General features: G+C 69.9%; 13 protein-coding genes. 9 read left to right on the top strand and 4 right to left on the bottom strand.

Translation table 11 applies throughout. The features are described from left to right. Positions 1-48 precede the first annotated feature (48 nt). The 6 genes from OG194_RS22820 (at position 49) to metG (ending at position 8,652) form a co-directional block, all read left to right on the top strand. Positions 49-801 (top strand): alpha/beta fold hydrolase, encoded by a 753-nt coding sequence (locus OG194_RS22820; RefSeq protein ID WP_327402679.1) that lies wholly within the window; start codon positions 49-51, stop codon positions 799-801. Between the two features lie 36 nt (positions 802-837). After that, positions 838-1,869, top strand: coding sequence for an endonuclease/exonuclease/phosphatase family protein (locus OG194_RS22825; RefSeq protein WP_327402680.1), 1,032 nt, complete (start codon positions 838-840; stop codon positions 1,867-1,869). A gap of 26 nt (positions 1,870-1,895) precedes the next feature. Next, the gene (locus OG194_RS22830; protein ID WP_327402681.1) at positions 1,896-3,908 is read left to right on the top strand and encodes an FUSC family protein; all 2,013 of its coding nucleotides are present in this window, start codon (positions 1,896-1,898) and stop codon (positions 3,906-3,908) included. Between the two features lie 284 nt (positions 3,909-4,192). Then, the gene (locus OG194_RS22835) at positions 4,193-4,597 is read left to right on the top strand and encodes a hypothetical protein (protein ID WP_327402682.1); all 405 of its coding nucleotides are present in this window, start codon (positions 4,193-4,195) and stop codon (positions 4,595-4,597) included. A 514-nt stretch (positions 4,598-5,111) separates the two neighbouring features. Continuing rightward, complete coding sequence (locus OG194_RS22840) at positions 5,112-6,791, top strand: VWA domain-containing protein (protein ID WP_327402683.1); 1,680 nt, start codon at positions 5,112-5,114, stop codon at positions 6,789-6,791. Between the two features lie 136 nt (positions 6,792-6,927). Further along, entirely contained in the window at positions 6,928-8,652 is a 1,725-nt protein-coding gene (metG, locus tag OG194_RS22845; protein ID WP_327402684.1) for a methionine--tRNA ligase, read from the top strand. Positions 8,653-8,676: 24 nt separating this feature from the next. Here the strand turns inward: metG and OG194_RS22850 are convergent, their stop codons facing one another. Together OG194_RS22850 and OG194_RS22855 are read right to left on the bottom strand one after the other, a co-directional pair. Next, complete coding sequence (locus OG194_RS22850; protein ID WP_327402685.1) at positions 8,677-8,808, bottom strand: hypothetical protein; 132 nt, start codon at positions 8,806-8,808, stop codon at positions 8,677-8,679. Further along, complete coding sequence (locus OG194_RS22855; RefSeq protein WP_327402686.1) at positions 8,805-8,957, bottom strand: hypothetical protein; 153 nt, start codon at positions 8,955-8,957, stop codon at positions 8,805-8,807. The genes OG194_RS22850 and OG194_RS22855 overlap by 4 nt, the downstream gene beginning before the upstream one ends. 106 nt (positions 8,958-9,063) lie before the next feature. Between OG194_RS22855 and OG194_RS22860 the strand changes: the two genes are divergently transcribed. After that, a complete protein-coding gene (locus tag OG194_RS22860; RefSeq protein ID WP_327402687.1) occupies positions 9,064-9,540 on the top strand; it encodes a hypothetical protein in 477 nt (158 codons plus the stop codon). A gap of 154 nt (positions 9,541-9,694) precedes the next feature. Then, the gene (locus tag OG194_RS22865) at positions 9,695-11,089 is read left to right on the top strand and encodes a VCBS repeat-containing protein (protein WP_327402688.1); all 1,395 of its coding nucleotides are present in this window, start codon (positions 9,695-9,697) and stop codon (positions 11,087-11,089) included. Between the two features lie 36 nt (positions 11,090-11,125). Here the strand turns inward: OG194_RS22865 and OG194_RS22870 are convergent, their stop codons facing one another. Together OG194_RS22870 and OG194_RS22875 are read right to left on the bottom strand one after the other, a co-directional pair. Beyond that, on the bottom strand, positions 11,126-12,496 hold the full coding sequence (locus tag OG194_RS22870; RefSeq protein WP_327402689.1) for a pectate lyase family protein: 1,371 nt from the start codon (positions 12,494-12,496) through the stop codon (positions 11,126-11,128). Between the two features lie 112 nt (positions 12,497-12,608). After that, a complete protein-coding gene (locus OG194_RS22875; RefSeq protein WP_327402690.1) occupies positions 12,609-13,616 on the bottom strand; it encodes an intradiol ring-cleavage dioxygenase in 1,008 nt (335 codons plus the stop codon). A gap of 169 nt (positions 13,617-13,785) precedes the next feature. Here OG194_RS22875 and OG194_RS22880 point away from each other — a divergent pair, with 169 nt between their 5' ends. Continuing rightward, entirely contained in the window at positions 13,786-16,314 is a 2,529-nt protein-coding gene (locus tag OG194_RS22880; RefSeq protein ID WP_327402691.1) for an FG-GAP-like repeat-containing protein, read from the top strand. Positions 16,315-16,388: the final 74 nt, after the last annotated feature.

Consider the following 16,388-nt stretch of genomic DNA (forward strand, 5'->3'; position numbering starts at 1 on the left):
CAAAGATCTTATTGCACCGAGAAGTTGAGCGGATCTAGGGTCGATCACATGCCACCCCTTACTTCCCCCTATCTCCCCCTTGTCCTCATCCACGGCCATCCCTTCGACCACACGATGTGGACCCCGCAGATCGAGGCGTTCTCCCCCGGTCGCCGGGTCATCGCCCCGGACCTGCGCGGCTACGGCAGCTCCCCCTCGCCCTCCGGTGTCACCGACTTCTCGGACTTCGCCACCGACGTCGAGGCCCTGCTGGACAAGGAGCGGGTGGAGACGTTCGTGCTGGCGGGCCTGTCGATGGGCGGCCAGATCGCGATGGACTGCTACGGCCGGTTCGGTGACCGCGTCCGGGGTCTCGTCCTCGCCGACACCTTCCCGTCGGCGGACACCCCGGAGGCCGCCCGCACCCGGAACACCACGGCCGACCGCCTCCTCCGCGAGGGCATGCGCGGTTACGCCGACGAGGTGCTGGAGCGGATGGTGGCGCCGTCCGCTGACCCGCGGGTCAAGGCACACGTCCACCGCATGATGACGGCCACCGACCCCGGGTCCGCCGCGGCCGCCCTGCGCGCCCGCACCCAACGCCCCGACTACCGCGCCCTGTTGACCCGGATGACGGTCCCGGCCCTGGTGGTCGTGGGCGCCGACGACACCTACACCCCCGTCTCCGACGCGGAGGCGATGCACGCGGCGCTCCCCGACTCCACGCTCCGGGTGATCGAGGGCGCGGCCCATCTGCCGAATCTCGAACGCCCGGAGGAGTTCAACGAGATGCTGGGGGAGTTCCTGGCACACGTGGGATGATTCGGACATCTACGTCCACCGGCGGAAGGTAACCCCTTGGGCACCGCGACCACCGAGTGGACCGCCGCCGACTTCGTGCCCGAACGCCATCGCGCGCGCCGCTTCTGGCGATGGTGCGCCGGGCTGCTGTTCACCGGCGTGAGCGTGGTCGTCGGCTGCCGTACGGCGGACACGGACGCCATCACTCCCGTCCCCCAACTCCTCGCGTTCCTGCCCTGGTTGCTGGCCCCGACCGGCCTCGGCCTGTTCCTCTCCCTCTTCACCCGCTGGCGACTGGGCCTGGTCTGGGGCGTCGCGCTGCTGGGTCTGCTGGCGTGGTTCATCGAGCCGTACGGGAAGAGCGGGGACCCGAGCGGCCCGGCGATCGCAGAGTTCCGGGTGCTGACCTCGAACGTGGAGTTCGGGCGGGGGACGGGCTCCCTGGTGCCGGTGATCCGGCGGGAGCGGCCGGACGTGGTGTTCGTGGAGGAGTGCGAGTACACCTGCCAGGCCACGCTGCAAAGGGAGTTCGGCACCGAGTTCCCGTACCGGCAGGCGGTGGCGGCGGCCGGCTCGCACGGGTCGGTCGTCCTGAGCCGCTTCCCGCTCAAGGGCACGAAGGGCGTCACCGGCACGATGGGCATGCCGGGCGCGGTGGCCGACGTGGCCGGTCATTCCGTACGGCTCCAACTGGCGCACCCCATGCCCCCGTTGCCGAACCAGGTCGGTCTCTGGCGCCGCGAGCTGGGCAGGCTCCGTACCTTCGCCGCCGCCGATCCCACCACCCCCACGATCCTGGCCGGTGACTTCAACTCCTCCCAGGACCACGCGGCCTTCCGCCGCATCCTGGACACGGGCCTGCGCGACGCGGCCCGCATGGCCGGGCACCCCCGCACCCCCAGTTGGCCGATGGGGGCACCTCCCACGCCCTTTAGGCAGTGGGGGAGGTTCACCCCCACCTTCGGCACCCAGATCGACCATGTCCTCCTCTCCCCGGACTTCTCCGCGAACAGCGCCCGTTTCCTCGACATCGCCGACACCGACCACCGCGCCCTGCTGGTCGACATCACACTTCACCAGCACGAATAAGGAGAGGGGCCGCTCATAATGGGCGCATGTCCCGCGAGTTCCCCATCGGCCTCACACCCCCCGACTGGCTGGTGAGGAACCTCCAACCCCAGCAGGCCCCCCTCAACTGGCCTGCCATCGCCCGCGCCGCCATCGCGATGTCCCTCCCCTTCGCCATCGGCCTGGCCGTCGGGCAACCGGCCTACGGCGCCCTCGCCTCCATGGGTGCCCTCTCCGGCGTGATCGGCGACACCGCCGACGCGTACCGCATGCGCATCCTCAACATCGCGATCCCCCAGCTCTTCGGCGCGATCGGCGTCACGCTCGGCTCCGCGGTGTACGGCCACGGCTGGTACGCGGTCGCCGCGCTCACCGGCATCGCGCTCGTCTCCGGGATGATCTCGACGATCGGCGCGGTGGCCTCCGTATCGGGCCTGCTCCTGCTCCTCAACTCGGTGATCGGCGCGGGACTTCCGCTCCCCGGCGCATGGTGGCTGGCCCCCGCCCTGATGTCCGGCGGCGGCCTCCTGGTCCTCCTTCTCGCCCTGCTGGCCTGGCCGTTGCGCTCCGGAGTCCCGGAGCGATCTGCGGTGGCGAACACCTACCGCACGGTCGCCGACCTCCTGGCGACATGCGGCGACGACCCCACAGCCGGCTACGACGCGGCCCGCCGGGCAGTCACCCAGTCCCTGAACCAGTCGTACGACCTCGTCCTCGCCCGCAGAGCCCGCCACCACGGCCGCAGCCCCGAACTCACCCGCCTGCTGGCCCAGTTGAACGCCATCACGCCCGTGGTGGAGGCAGCCCCCGCGGTCCACCAGTCCGGCCAACCCCTCCCACCCCAGATCCGCGAGGCGGTCCGCCACCTGGCCCACGCCGTGGAAACGGGCTACACGGGCCCGATAGGCCTCGACCTCCCCACCCCGACCGGCGAGACGACCCGCGCGGTCGACCACGCCCTGCGCCACGCGGCCGAGGTCGTCACCGCCCCGGACGTGGACCCGAGAGGCATCGACGACCGCCTGGGCCGCCCGGCGGCGCTCCGTATCCGCACCGCGAGGGCCGCCCGCAACGTCCTGCTGTCCTCGGGCTCCTGGCGCTACGGCCTACGCCTGGCGGTCTGCGTCGGCCTGGCGCAGATCCTGGTCTCGACGGTCCCCGTAGCACGCTCGTACTGGGTGGCCTTGACCATCACCTTCGTCATGAAGCCCGACTTCGGCTCGGTCTTCTCCCGGGCACTGCTGCGCGCGCTCGGCACGGTGGCGGGCCTGGTGATCGCGGCGGCGGTGCTGTCGGTGGTACCGCGATGGGGGTCCCCCCATGCCGTTTCAGGCTATGGGGGATGGTGGGACGTCCTGGTCCTGCTCGTCCTGGCTCCCCTGATCCCGGCCCTGACCCCACGCGGCTACGGCTACCAGACGATGGCGATCACCCCGGTGATCCTCCTCCTCTCCGACGTCCTGAACCACCAGGGCACGGCGCTGCTGCTCCCCCGCCTGGTGGACTCGCTGATCGGCTGCGGGATCGCGCTGGTCGCGGGCTATCTCCTCTGGCCGGAGAGCTGGCACACGCGGGTGGGGGACCGGTTGGCGGAGGCGGTGGCGGACACGGCGGCGTATGTGGAGTCGGCGTTCGGCACGTCGGAGGGTTCCGTTGCGGGACCGGGGGCGGGTGCGGAGGTGGATCCGGCCGCCCGTGCCCGTATGCGCCGCCGCCTCTACCGCGACCTGTCCGTCATCCGTACGGAGTTCCAGCGCGCCCTCACCGAACCCCCGCCCACCGGCCGCCTCGCCGCCGGCTGGCTCCCCCTGGTCGTGGCCGTGGAGCGGATCGTCGACGCGACGACGGCGGCCAGGGTGCGGGTGAAGCACGGAGCACCCCCGCCCTCCCCGGCTGAGGTGACCCAAGTGACGCTCCAGCTCCGGAAGTTGTCGGAGGGCGTACGCGAGTCGGAGGTGCTGGTGGAGGTCCGCACGGATCTGACGGGCCCGGCGGAGAGTGTGCTGGAGCCGTTGCGACAGGAAGTGGCGGCGGCACGGGCGATCGCGTCGCCGCACTGAGCAGCGTCAGTTGAATTGGGCTATTCCCTCCCCTTATCAATCCGTTGACCGCGACGATCGTCGACGGTAATTTCAACGACCACCAAGGATCCATCCGGCCAGAATTCACGGCACAATCCGGAATTCATTGTTCCGCTCAGCTCCGCCCTTTCCGCTCGTTCACAAGCACGCCCTGAACGAGACAACTCAAGAAAGGCAGACCGAATTCTGCCAGGGATTCGCCGAAGCGATCGCGTCGCGGGCAGAGTTGGAGAGCCAGAGCGCCCCGCCCGGAAGGCAACAGCATGCTGAACTTCCTCGCTGTCGTAGTCCTGACAGCTCTCATCGCACCGGTGCTGCTCTTCGGACGGGGAATCAAGCGGTGGCAGGCGGGAAAGCGCCGGCTTCCCGGGCTCCTGTTCTCGGCGGGAACATCCGTGCTCGTCTACTCCTTCAGTCTCTTCTGGTTCGTCGTCCCGGTCGATTTCGCGAAGGGATGCGGCAACGAAGCCATCCGATGGCCCCGGAACGCGAACTGGTTCGAGCAGCGCGTCTTCCCGCTCACGGCCACCTGCCACTGGAACAGCGGACGCACCTACAGCTTCGTTCCGGCATTGGTGAATCCCCTGATCTACGCCTGTGTCGCCGCCACTCTCGTATGCGCCGTCATGGTCATCCGCGACAAGCACAGGAATGGACACACATCGTGAACGAGGCGTCCGCATCCCGGCTGCCCCGCCGTCAAGCCCTCCTGCTCGGTACCGGGCCGACGGCCGGAGCGGTTCTCCACCCGCTTCAGCGTCGAGGGCGCCGCAGGGGTGGAAGTTCCCCTGCGGCCCGGCGAGCTCACCAGGTACACCACCCGGCGCGGGATCGGCGCCGCCTTCGAGAGCAACCACCTCTCCGGGACGGCCATCGCCGTACGGCCGCTCTTCTACCCGCTCGGCGCACAGGCGGGCACCGACCCGGTGACCGTCGGCTCGGAGACCTCGCCGGCACGATCAACGGCTGGAACGAGACCCCAGGACAGGGCGCGGGAACCATCGACGCCTTCGCTCCCGACCGGATCCGCAGGGCGCGCACGGCACAAAAGGCCCGCTCAACCCGGTGATCGTCCCGGCAGGGGTTCCGCCCCTGCCGAAGATCGCCGTTCGGGGCCGCTAACCTTACGTGTCCGTCCTGGCCAGGGATTGACGGCTTCAACTCACGCGAAGGGTTGCGCACATGGGCATTCTCACTCTCCTGCGGAATGCATTCGGCAGGTCACGCAAGGAGCGTGCCGCCGGAGCAGAGGGTGCGGAACGCACTCCTTCGCAAGAGCAGCCGACCACGGTGACAGCGGAGCCGGACGCGAAGGTCCCGTCCCCCTCCACAGAACCCGACCTCACCTCGACCCCGAAGCCGACCCCCGCGGCAACGGCCACGGTCCCGGAACCCCGCCCGTCCTCCACCCTGGAGGACGACGAACACGACCTCGTGGCACTGGCCTTCGACAACGTCTCGGTCCCGAAGCCGGCGACGTCGACGGAGGGAGCGGAGGGCACCGGGGGTACGGCCGAGCCGGAACCGGGGGCGACGACGGAGGCTGCGGAGGCTGTTGCCGAGCCGACCTCGGAGGCGGTTGCAGAGCCGACCGCCGAGGTGGTCGCCGAGCCGACTGCCGCCGTGGTCGCCGAGCCGGTGACCGAGACGGCTGTTGAGCCGGTGACCGAGGTGGCCGTTGAGCCGGCGCCGGAGGCTGTCGCTGAGCCAGTTGCCGAGGTGGAGCCGGTCGTTGAGACCGAGGCGGAAGCCGGGTCTGCGGTTGACGTGACGCCGGAGGCCGAAGCGGAGCCGGTCGTGGAAGCCGAGCCGGTTGCCGACGCTGAGGCGGAAGCCGCGCCTGCGGCTGACGTGGCGCCGGTGGCCGAGCCCGAGGCAGAAGCTGCGCCCGCGGTTGACGTGGCGCCGGAGGCGGAAGCCGAGCCCGTCGCGGAGGCCGAGCCCGAGGTGGCGCCGGTCGCCGATGTCACGCCGGAACCGGAAGCCGAGCCGGAGCCCGCCGCGGAACCGGTGACTGCCGAGGCCACCACCCCCGCACCCGCAGCGGAACCGGTGGCAGAACCCGTCACCGAACCCGCCGCGGAACCAGTCGCCGCAGGCGCGGACGCAGCCGTGCCCGCCCCCCTGGCCGCGGCCGCCGACGGCGAGTCCGCCCCACAGGGGCCACCCGCACCCGACGACGAGAGCATCACGGGCGGTGCGGGTGGGGAAACGATCGGGGCCGAGGGCGTAGCCGAGGCCGTAGGGGCCGGTTCCGCCGCGCTCGCTCTCGCCAAGGCCAACCTCACCGGTACCCAAGCGAAGCTCTACCTCGTCCTGGACCGCTCCGCGAGCATGCGCCCGTACTACAAGGACGGTTCCGCCCAAGCCCTCGCCGACCAGACCCTCGCCCTCGCGACCCACCTGGACCCGGACCCCACCCCCGACGTCCACGTCGTCTTCTTCTCCACCGAGGTCGACGGCACCACAGACCTCACGCCCACCTCCCCCGAGAACGCGATCGACGAGGCCCACGCCGGCCTCGGCCGCATGGGCCGCACCAGCTACCACGCCGCCGTAGAAGCCGTACTCACGCACTACGACAAGAACGTCACCCCCGGCACCCCCGCCCTCGTCGTCTTCCAGACGGACGGCGCCCCGGACGCGAAGACCCCGGCCACCCAGTCCCTCACGGACGCGGCGAAGTCACACGCCTCCGTGTTCTTCTCGTTCGTCGCGTTCGGCGACCACGAGAACAAGGCCTTCGACTACCTCCGCAAGCTGAAGACCGACAACACGGCTTTCTTCCACGCGGGCCCGACCCCCCTGGAGCTCACGGACGCGGAGCTCTACGACGGCGTACTGATCGACTGGCGCCCGTAGCCACGGAGCAGTACCCGCAGGACCATGTGCCGCCCGCTTCCACCCCGTAAAACGGGAGGCGGGCGGCACACCCATGTCGGATACGATTTCAAGGTTCGCAGCAACAGCAACACACCGACCTGGGAGCAGCCCCCCGATGGCTCGACACCTCATCACCAGCGCCCTTCCGTACATCAACGGGATCAAGCACCTGGGCAACATGGTGGGGTCCATGCTCCCGGCGGACGTGTACTCCCGCTACCTCCGCCAGCGCGGCCACGACGTCCTCTACATCTGCGCGACGGACGAACACGGCACCCCGGCCGAGCTGGCCGCGAAGGAACAGGGCCTCCCCGTAGCGGAGTTCTGCGCGCAGGCGCACGACGCGCAGAAGGCGGTCTACGACGGCTTCGCGCTGGCCTTCGACTACTTCGGCCGCAGCTCCTCCCCCCAGAACCGCGAGATCACCCAGCACTTCGCCCGCCGCCTCAACGAGAACGGCTTCATCGAAGAGCGCGCCATCCGCCAGGTGTACTCGCCCACCGACGGCCGCTTCCTCCCGGACCGCTACGTGGAGGGCACCTGCCCCCACTGCGGCTACGACAAGGCCCGCGGCGACCAGTGCGAGAACTGCACCCGCGTCCTGGACCCCACGGACCTGATCAACCCCAGGTCCGCGATCTCCGGCTCCACGGACCTGGAGGTCCGTGAGACCAAGCACCTCTTCCTCCTCCAGTCGAAGCTCCAGCACGAGGTCGAGGAGTGGGTCGCGGCCCACGAGGAGGAGTGGCCGCAGCTCGCGTCCTCCATCGCCCGCAAGTGGCTGACCGAGGGCCTGCACGACCGCGCGATCACCCGCGACCTGGACTGGGGCATCCCGGTCCCCGCCGACACCTGGCCCGAGCTGGCCGCGGAGGGCAAGGTCTTCTACGTCTGGTTCGACGCCCCGATCGAGTACATCGGCGCGACGAAGGAGTGGTCGGACGAGGACCCGGGGAACAGGGACTGGAAGTCCTGGTGGTACGAGTCCGACCAGGGCGAGAACCCGGTCCGCTACACGGAGTTCATGGCGAAGGACAACGTCCCGTTCCACACGGTGATGTTCCCCGCCACACAACTCGGCGTACGCGAGCCGTGGAAGAAGGTCGACTACGTCAAGGCCTTCAACTGGCTGACGTACTACGGCGGCAAGTTCTCCACGTCCCAGAAGCGCGGCGTCTTCACCGACCAGGCCCTGGCCATCCTCCCGGCGGACTACTGGCGCTACTTCCTCATCGCCAACGCCCCCGAGTCGGACGACTCGTCCTTCACCTGGGAGCACTTCACCGCCACGGTGAACAAGGACCTGGCCGACACCCTCGGCAACTTCGTCAACCGGGTCCTCTCCTTCTCGAAGAAGCGCTTCGGCGACGAGGTCCCGGCGGGCGCGGCGGCGGGCGAGCCGGAGACGAAGCTGGGCGAGCAGATCGCCGATCTCCTGGCGGAGTACGAGACCCAGATGGAGTCCCTCCAGTTCCGCAAGGCCGCGGCGGCACTCCGCGCCCTGTGGTCGGCCGGCAACTCCTACCTGGAGGAGAAGGCCCCCTGGCTGGAGATCAAGACCGCCCCGGAGGCCGCGGCCCTCACCCTCCGCACCGCGATGAACCTGATCCACCTCTACGCGGTGGTCTCGGAACCCTTCATCCCGTCCTCCTCGGCGGCCATGCGCGCGGCGTTCGCCCTGCCGGACGACACGGCGACCTGGATCTCCGCAGCCGAGGCGAAATCGCTGTCCGCCGTCCCCGCGGGCACCCCCTTCACCGTCCCCCCGGTCCTCTTCGCGAAGCTCACGGACGAGGACCTGGAGACGTACAAGGAGCGCTTCGGCGGCGACCAGGCGTGACCCGGCGTGCTCGGCCGGAACTCCTCAGCCGAGCACGCTGAACGTCTCCTCCGCGCGGTCCCGCCGTGCCACCAACTCCCAGGCGCCGTCGGCGAGTTCGTCCGGGTCGAGGGTCCGGTCGCCGACGTTCCCGAACTGCCCGGGGTTCGACGTCACCAGTCGGTGGATGTCGCCGCGCTCATGAGTCCGCCGATGACCAGGTTCCCGGCGTGGACACCCTTGTCGGCGAGCGCGGCGTCGAGGTTCAGGGCGTAGTCGCGCCCCGACTTCGAGCCGGAGGCGGTCTGCGGGCCGGTGCGGCCCACCCGATCGAGGTGCCACCCTTGACCCAGGGGCAACTCGGCGAGGTCGCACGGTCTCGCTGACCGACCCCGTCGTAGACGTGTTCGCGCCAACCCGTAAGGTTCCGCCATGGCAGTCCCCGAGGTCATTCCGATCGCCTACGAGCCGAATCAACGCAGCGGCGCCGTCGGCCGCTACGCGGACGGCCAGTTCCTGGCGTCGGTCACCTACGCGTTCCCCCAAGGCTTCCGTCCCGACGACGGCTGGGAAGAGCAGAAACGTCTCTACACGGTGCTCCACACCTTCGACGCCGCGGGCCGCTACCGCGACTCGGAGATCTGGTGCGCCGGCACCTGGGCCGAGCAGCAACGCGCCCCGCACGGCGACGATTCGGTCCTCTCCCAGGCCCGCATCCACCTGGCGAAACTGCTCCGCGCCCTCCCCCGCCGCAGCTACACCGACATCGCGATCCGCCCCTTCCAACGCACCGTCGACGGCGTCCTGTTCGGCCTGCTGGTCGAGGAGGACGAGGACGGCAGCTGGGCGGAGCTGTACCCGGACCGGCATGCTTTCGGGCCGCCGTGGGACGGCACGTACGACGGCTGAGCGCCTGCTCCTGGGACATGCCTTTGAATATCCAACTCCCGCACAGCCAGGGCCCTTACACTGCGCGTCAGTTGTCGGCGCACAGGGGATGCGCCCGGGGTGGGAGGGGACTCACATGCTCAAGTCACGGACGGCCAGGGGCAGATGGAGAACCGTGGCGACGGTGGCCGCGGTGCTGGCCGGCGGCTCGCTGCTGCCCGCCGCACCCGCGTTCGCGGTCCACGGCGCGGTCCCCGGCGACTTCAACGGCGACGGGTACCGCGACGCCGTCCTGCCCGCGCCCGGCGCGAACGTGGCCGGCAAGGAATCGGCGGGCGCGGTCGTCATCCTGTACGGGGCCTCGTCGGGCCTGTCGGCGTCGCACCGTAAGACGATCACCCAGAACACCACCGGGGTACCGGGCACGGCAGAGGCGAACGACGGGTTCGGCTCCGCCACCGCGACGGCCGACCTCAACCGGGACGGCTACGCGGACCTCGTGGTCTCCACGCCGTACGAGGACACGGCCCGCGGCAAGGACGCGGGCCTGGTCACCGTGTTGTGGGGCGGCAAGAACGGGCTGACGACGGCGACCGACCTGCCGGCGCCGTCGGACTACCTGGAGCGGTACGGCACCGACCTGGCCGCTCTGAGCATCGGCGCGGGCAGCAGGACGCAGGTCGCGGTCGCCGGATCGGACTCCCTGGTCTTCAAGGGACCGTTCAGCCGCACCGGCACCTACGGTTCGGCCGTACCCGACCAGAACACCGCCTCCCCGGCGAGCGTCGCGCTCGGCGACTTCGACGGCGACACCGTGCTCGACCTGGCCGTCGCCACCCAGGGCCTCAGCGACCTGAGCGGTGGCGAGGTCTACGTCGACCCGGCCACCACCGTCATGCAGCCGAAGCGGGGCAACGGTCTCATCGCCGCCTCGGGCGACGTCAACGGCGACGGGTACGCCGACCTTGTCGTCGGCGACCCCTGGGAGCCCGATGTCGCCGGTGTGGACGGCGCGTTGGGCGGACGCGTCCTGGTCTACTACGGCACCGCGAGGGGCATCGCGGCGACCGCCGAGCCCGTACAGGTCACCCAGGACACCGCCGGGGTGCCCGGGGCGAGCGAGAAGGACGACGAGTTCGGCGGCGCGCTGGCCGTGGCCGACCTCAACCGGGACGGGCTCGCCGACATCGTCGTAGGCGCCCCGTTCGAAGGCGTCGCGGGCAAGACCCGGGCCGGAGCGGTGACCGTGATCCCGGGCCGCCGCACGGGCGCGCTCGGCACGGGCGCCTATTCGTTCACCCAGGACACGGCCGGCGTCCCCGGCGCCTCCGAGATCGACGACTTCTTCGGTACGACGGTCTCGGTCGGGGACGTCAACAAGGATGGCAAGCCGGAGCTGTTCGTGAGCGCGGCGGGCGAGAACCTGGACACGGGCGCGGTCTGGGTCCTGCCCGGCGGCACCTCCCACCCGACGGCCACGGGCAGCAAGCTGTTCACCGCCCCCGCGGTCGGCCTCACCCAGAAGAGCCTCACGACCCTGGGCGGGAACGGCCTGCTCTGGCTGATCTGAGGCAACTGATCTGAGGCAACGTCCGTTTGCCTCAGGCTAGTTGAGCACCCCGGCCCCGGTCGTGGTCGCGAGTTCCGTCGGCAGATTCTTCGCCGACGTCTCCAGCCCGGCCGTGAGGGTCGGCGTCCAGTTCACGGTGGTCTTCAGCTTCTTGGAGTTGGCGGCGTTGTAGGCGGCGACGAGGTCGGTGGCGGTGCCGTTGACGAGGTTGCCGCCGCCGGCGATGGACCCGGTCCCGTCACCGCTGAACAGCTTGCCGACCTTCTGACTCGCGGGAATCCTCCAGTAGTTGTCCTCGGCGACGACCTGCGCCTTGGCACGGGAGTTGACGCTGTACTGGAGGACGTACCCGTTGAGGTTCGTGGTGTCGTAGAAGTTGTTGTAGATGTGAATCTGCCCGATCCGGGCCAGCGGCGCCCGCTGCACGATCCCCTTCCACACGTTGTGGTGGATGGAGACGCGCAGCTTGCCGACGCTGTCGGTGTCGCTGCTGCCGATGAGCATCGTCTTGTCGTGGTTGGTGAACTGGTTGCGCTCGACGGTCACCAGGTCCGAGCCCTTGGTGATGTCGAGGTCGCCGTCGTGGATCTGGTACTGGCGCCCGTAGTAGGTGGGGTCGGAGGTGTCGAGCCCGGGTGCGTCGGTGAACGTGTTGTGGTCCGCCCAGACGTGCGTGGCACCGCGCAGGGTCACGGCGTCGTACTGCGAGTTCCAGTTGCCGCTGTCCCCGTCGGTCGGGTCCCACTGCGGGAAGCAGTCCTGGGTGGCGGCGAAGGTCAGGTTCCGCACGATCACGTTGTCCACGCTCTGCACTTGCAGCATGCCGCCGGTGATCCCGGCCTTGGTGCCGGGCACGCCCACGACGGTCGTATTGGCGGGCACCCGGAAGATGATGTTCTTCCCCTGCTTGACCTGCGCCGCCGCCCGCGCCTTCTCCTGCGTACCGGAGGGCAGCTTGGAGGTGCCGTAGGTGGAGGGGTCGAAGGCCTTGAGGTAGGCGGCCAGCGAATACCCGGTACCCGCCGCGTAGTTGGCGCAGGTCAGCTTCTTCCCGGAGTCATCGGTGTTGGCGTCGATCGTCCCCTTGATCTTGACGATCCGCGGGGCGGTGTCACTGGCGGACCCCAACGCCTTCACGAGCTGGGCGCGGGTGCTGACGGTGAAGGTGTGCGCGGCATCGGCCTTCGCACCGCCGGTGGTACCGGTACCGGACGACGCCCAGCCGTCCTTGGCGGCGAGCGTCTGGTGGTACAGGTCGACGGCGGTCGCGGTGGTACTGGCCGCGTTCGCGTTGAGCACGAGGAACCCGGCGCCGATGCCTGCGGCGGCGGCAGCGGCCGTGACGACGATCGTGCGGCGCTTGCGGAGGGAACGGCGGTGGGAGGAGGAGGGAGCGGGGGTGGCCACGGGGAGTCCTTCGGTGCGGGGTGAGGGGTTACGACTCCTCAGTGGCCGTCAGGATCAAGAAGGTTGCCGCGGCCCGCCAACTTTCTTGATCCTGAGCACAGTTAACGATCCATCAGGACGCGGATGCGGATGCCGACGCGGATGCGCTCGGCTGGGTGTCGGTGCTGTCGTGGGTCTCGTCCGGGGCGACGCCCATCGTCAGGTGGGCGCGGACGCCCTTGGCGATGCGCTTCTTGTCGTAGTCCAGGAAGAGCAGTCCGCCTTCGTGGCCGTTCTGCGGGTAGATCGTGTCCTCGGTGAGGGTGGTGCGGGTGGTGGTGTTGGTGGAGTACGGCTCGACCGTCGCCGACGTGAGCACGGACTTCTCGTCGAAGAAGAGCTGGCCCGTGTGGCAGGTGTGCCCGCCTTCATAACCCGCGTCGGTCCACTCACCGTCGACATGCACCTTGACGTGGATGTGGACGCAACGGCCCTGGTACCACCCCGGGAACACCGTCTTGAAGGTGACGTAGCCACGCTTGTCGGTCTTCCAGGTACCGCGCAAGTACCGCTCGTCGTCGGTTGGTTCGGAGTGCCCGCCACCGGTTCCGCCGGAGGGGGCGCCGGACGGGGGTTCGCCGGTGGGAGTACCGGACGCTGTGTCGGTCGGCGTACCCGAGGGCGCGTCAGTCGGAGCGCCACCACCCCCACCGCTGCTCATCGCCTCGTAACCGGAGTAGATGCCGAGCGCGCTGCAGTGCCAGATGTCGACGGCGGCGTCCCGGAGCGGCTTGCAGGTCTCCGCGTCGATCACTTTGAGGGTGAGGGTCAGCGGAATGCCCACCTCGTCCTCGGTGATGTCCTGCCGGATCTTGTCGGCGTCGATGTAGTACGGCCCCTCGGTGGTCTCCGAGGTGAGCGTGTAACACGCCTCGCCGGCACTGGCCTTGCTCTTCCCGGGCGCGGTGGGAGTCGCCCCGTCCGCGAACGCACTCGCGGCAAGCCCTCCGCCCACACCCACCGCGGCAACGGCGGCCCCGCCCGCGACGACGACCTTGCGCCGGGTCAAGTCCCGTTTGTGCGCGGGGGATTGGCTACGCGGTTGTTCCGGCGACTCGTTGGTTGTTTCGGTTCCCGTCATGCCCGGACGGTAGGTAAGGGGCCTGTAAGAAGCATGGGTGTGGGCTGTGGGTTCCCATGAATTCTGAAGTCGACGGGAGCGGGACCCTCCTGCTTCCGGAAGTAAAAGCGCTGGTAATGTCCGCACACTTGTGCGGAGAGGGTGTCTCTCCGCGGGGAGGGATGAACACGTGGGCAGATACGCCCTTTCGCGGCGCCGGACGGCGTTCGCGATCACCTCGGTGACGCTCGCTCTGACGGGCGGCACCCTGCTGCCGGTCCTGGCCGCCGGATCCGCGGCCGCCGCTCCGGTCGCCCCCTGGGCCGCGACCGCCACTCCGATCACCGACGGCAAGGCCTCCGTCGTGGATGTCGTCACCGCGTCCGACGGCTCCGCCGTGGCCGTGTGGAACCAGTTCGGGAGCGGCAACGGACGGCAGCTGTACGCCGCCGTCCGTCCGGTCGCCGGTGACACGTGGAACACGCCCGCGCTGCTCGCCACGACCCCGACCGAGGCCGGCAACGTCAAGTTGCACGCCTCCGCCGACGGCACGGTCACCGCGCTGTGGGTGGAGTACCCGAACGAAACCGCCCCGGGATCGGGAGGGTTGAACATCCGTCTGGTCAGTGCCGTGCTGGCGGCCGACCACTCCGGCTGGTCCGCGCCCACCGAACTGGTGGGCCCCGACGAAACCTGGTCCGACGGCGGCATCGACCTCGCCGAGGGCCCGGACGGCACACTCACCGCGGTCTGGAGCACCAGGGCCACCAGCGCGTCGAAACCCGAGGTCCACACCGCCGCCCGCGGCACGGACGGCACCTGGTCGGCGCCCGTACAGCTCAGCGCCGCCACCGTGGAGGGGGCGGACTCGGCCTACGCGCCGAGTGTCGCCGTCACCCCCGACGGCACGACCGTCGTCGTGTACAAGCAGACGGCGGGCGAATCCGCCTCGGTGCGTACGGTGTCCAGGGCGTCCGGCGCCACCGCCTGGACCGCGTCGACGGCGGCGACCGCTTCCTACGTGTCGATCAGCAATCCCGAGGCCACGGCGGCCGACGACGGCTCCGTGACGGTCGCCTACAAGGGCACGGACGCATCCGAGGACTCGACCATCTTCACGGTCAACCGCTCGGCGGCGGACGGCAGTTGGTCCGCGCCGCAGTCCGTGACGGCCACGGAGAACCTCGCCGACACCCCGGAGCCGCTGATCGCGCCCGACGGCGACGTCACCCTCGTCTGGGTCGACTACACGAGCACCTTCGGCACCCGCACCGCCACCCGCGAGGCGGACACCGGCGTCTGGTCGGCCGTACGGACACTGTCGACGGCTTACGTCCCCGAGCAGTACGACGCGACCGTCACCGCCGACGGCACGGTGCACGCGCTGTGGACCCAGGAGAGCGGCCACGGCGACGAGCGCGAGCTGATGGAGTCCGTGCGCAGCGAAGGCACTTGGACCACCGCCGTCCAACTGCCCGGCTCGGCCGCCGCGTTCGTCCTCGGCAAGGTCAGCGTCGGCGCGGACGGCACCGCGACCGCCGTCTGGACCGGCAACGCGACCGCGAGCAGCGACGACCGCCTGTACAGCTCGCGGACCAGCTGGCCCACGCTCGCCGTCACCGCCTCCACCGTCCCGGCGACCGCCGCGCTCAAGGGCACCACCGCGTCCGGCAAGGCCTGGACGCCGACCTGGCAACTCAGCAGGCCCACCTCGTCCTTCACGGTGACCGTCACCGACCGGGCCGGCAAAACGGTCCGTACCCTGACCGGCACGGCCGACGGCCTCAAGGCCACGCTGACCTGGAACGGCCGTACGTCGTCCGGGAGTTACGCCTCCAACGGCCCGCTGACCTGGACCCTGCGCGCCACCCAGGCGGGCGCGGCCACGGCCGTGAAGCTCGCCTCGGGCACGGTCACGGTCACCGGCGGAGCGGCGGTCGCCCACGACTTCGGCGGCACGTCGACCGTTCCGGACGGCACCGGCGACCTCCTCACGCTCAGTTCCTCGGGCGCGCTGACGTATCAACTGGGCACGGGCAAGGGCACGTTCTCCGGCAGGATCAGCGGCAGCGGCTGGCCGACGACCGTGAAGGCGGTCCCCTTCGGCGACCTGAGCGGCGACCGCTGCAACGACGTCCTGGTCCGGCTGAGCAGCGGTGCGCTCCGCGCGTACAAGCCGGCCTGCGGTACGGCGCCGAAGCCGTCGACGTCGTACACGACACTGGGAACGAGCGGCTGGAACCAGTACGACGTGTTGACTTCACCCGGCGACATCAGCGGCGACGGCCGCCCGGACCTGATCGCCCGCAACGCGTCCACCGGGGACGTCTACCTCTACAAGGGCACGAGCGCGGGCAAGCTGTCCGCCCGCGTGAAGCTGTACACCAACTGGAAGACGTACAAGAAGGTCGTCGGCGTCGGTGATGTGAACGGCGACGGCATCGGCGACCTGCTGGCCCAGGACAAGTCGAACACCGTGTACCGCTACTACGGCACCGGCAGGGGCACGTTCGGGGCGCGGGCGAAGCTGTTCACGGCGTGGGGCGGCTCGTACAACACGGTCGTCGGCACCGGAGACATCACCGCCGACGGCAAGCCCGACCTCGTGTCCCGCGACACCGGCGGCAATCTGTACCGCAACACCGGTGACGGCAAGGGGTCGTTCGGGGCGCGGGTGAAGATCGCGACCGGGTGGGGCGGGTACAAGTCACTGTCGTAGGACAGTCCCCGTCAGCGGCCTGGGCAGCCGTATGCAGCTGAGAAAGTGTGACACTTCCGCGAGAAGTGTCACAC

This window comes from Streptomyces sp. NBC_01288 (genome assembly GCF_035982055.1).
Classification (GTDB): domain Bacteria; phylum Actinomycetota; class Actinomycetes; order Streptomycetales; family Streptomycetaceae; genus Streptomyces.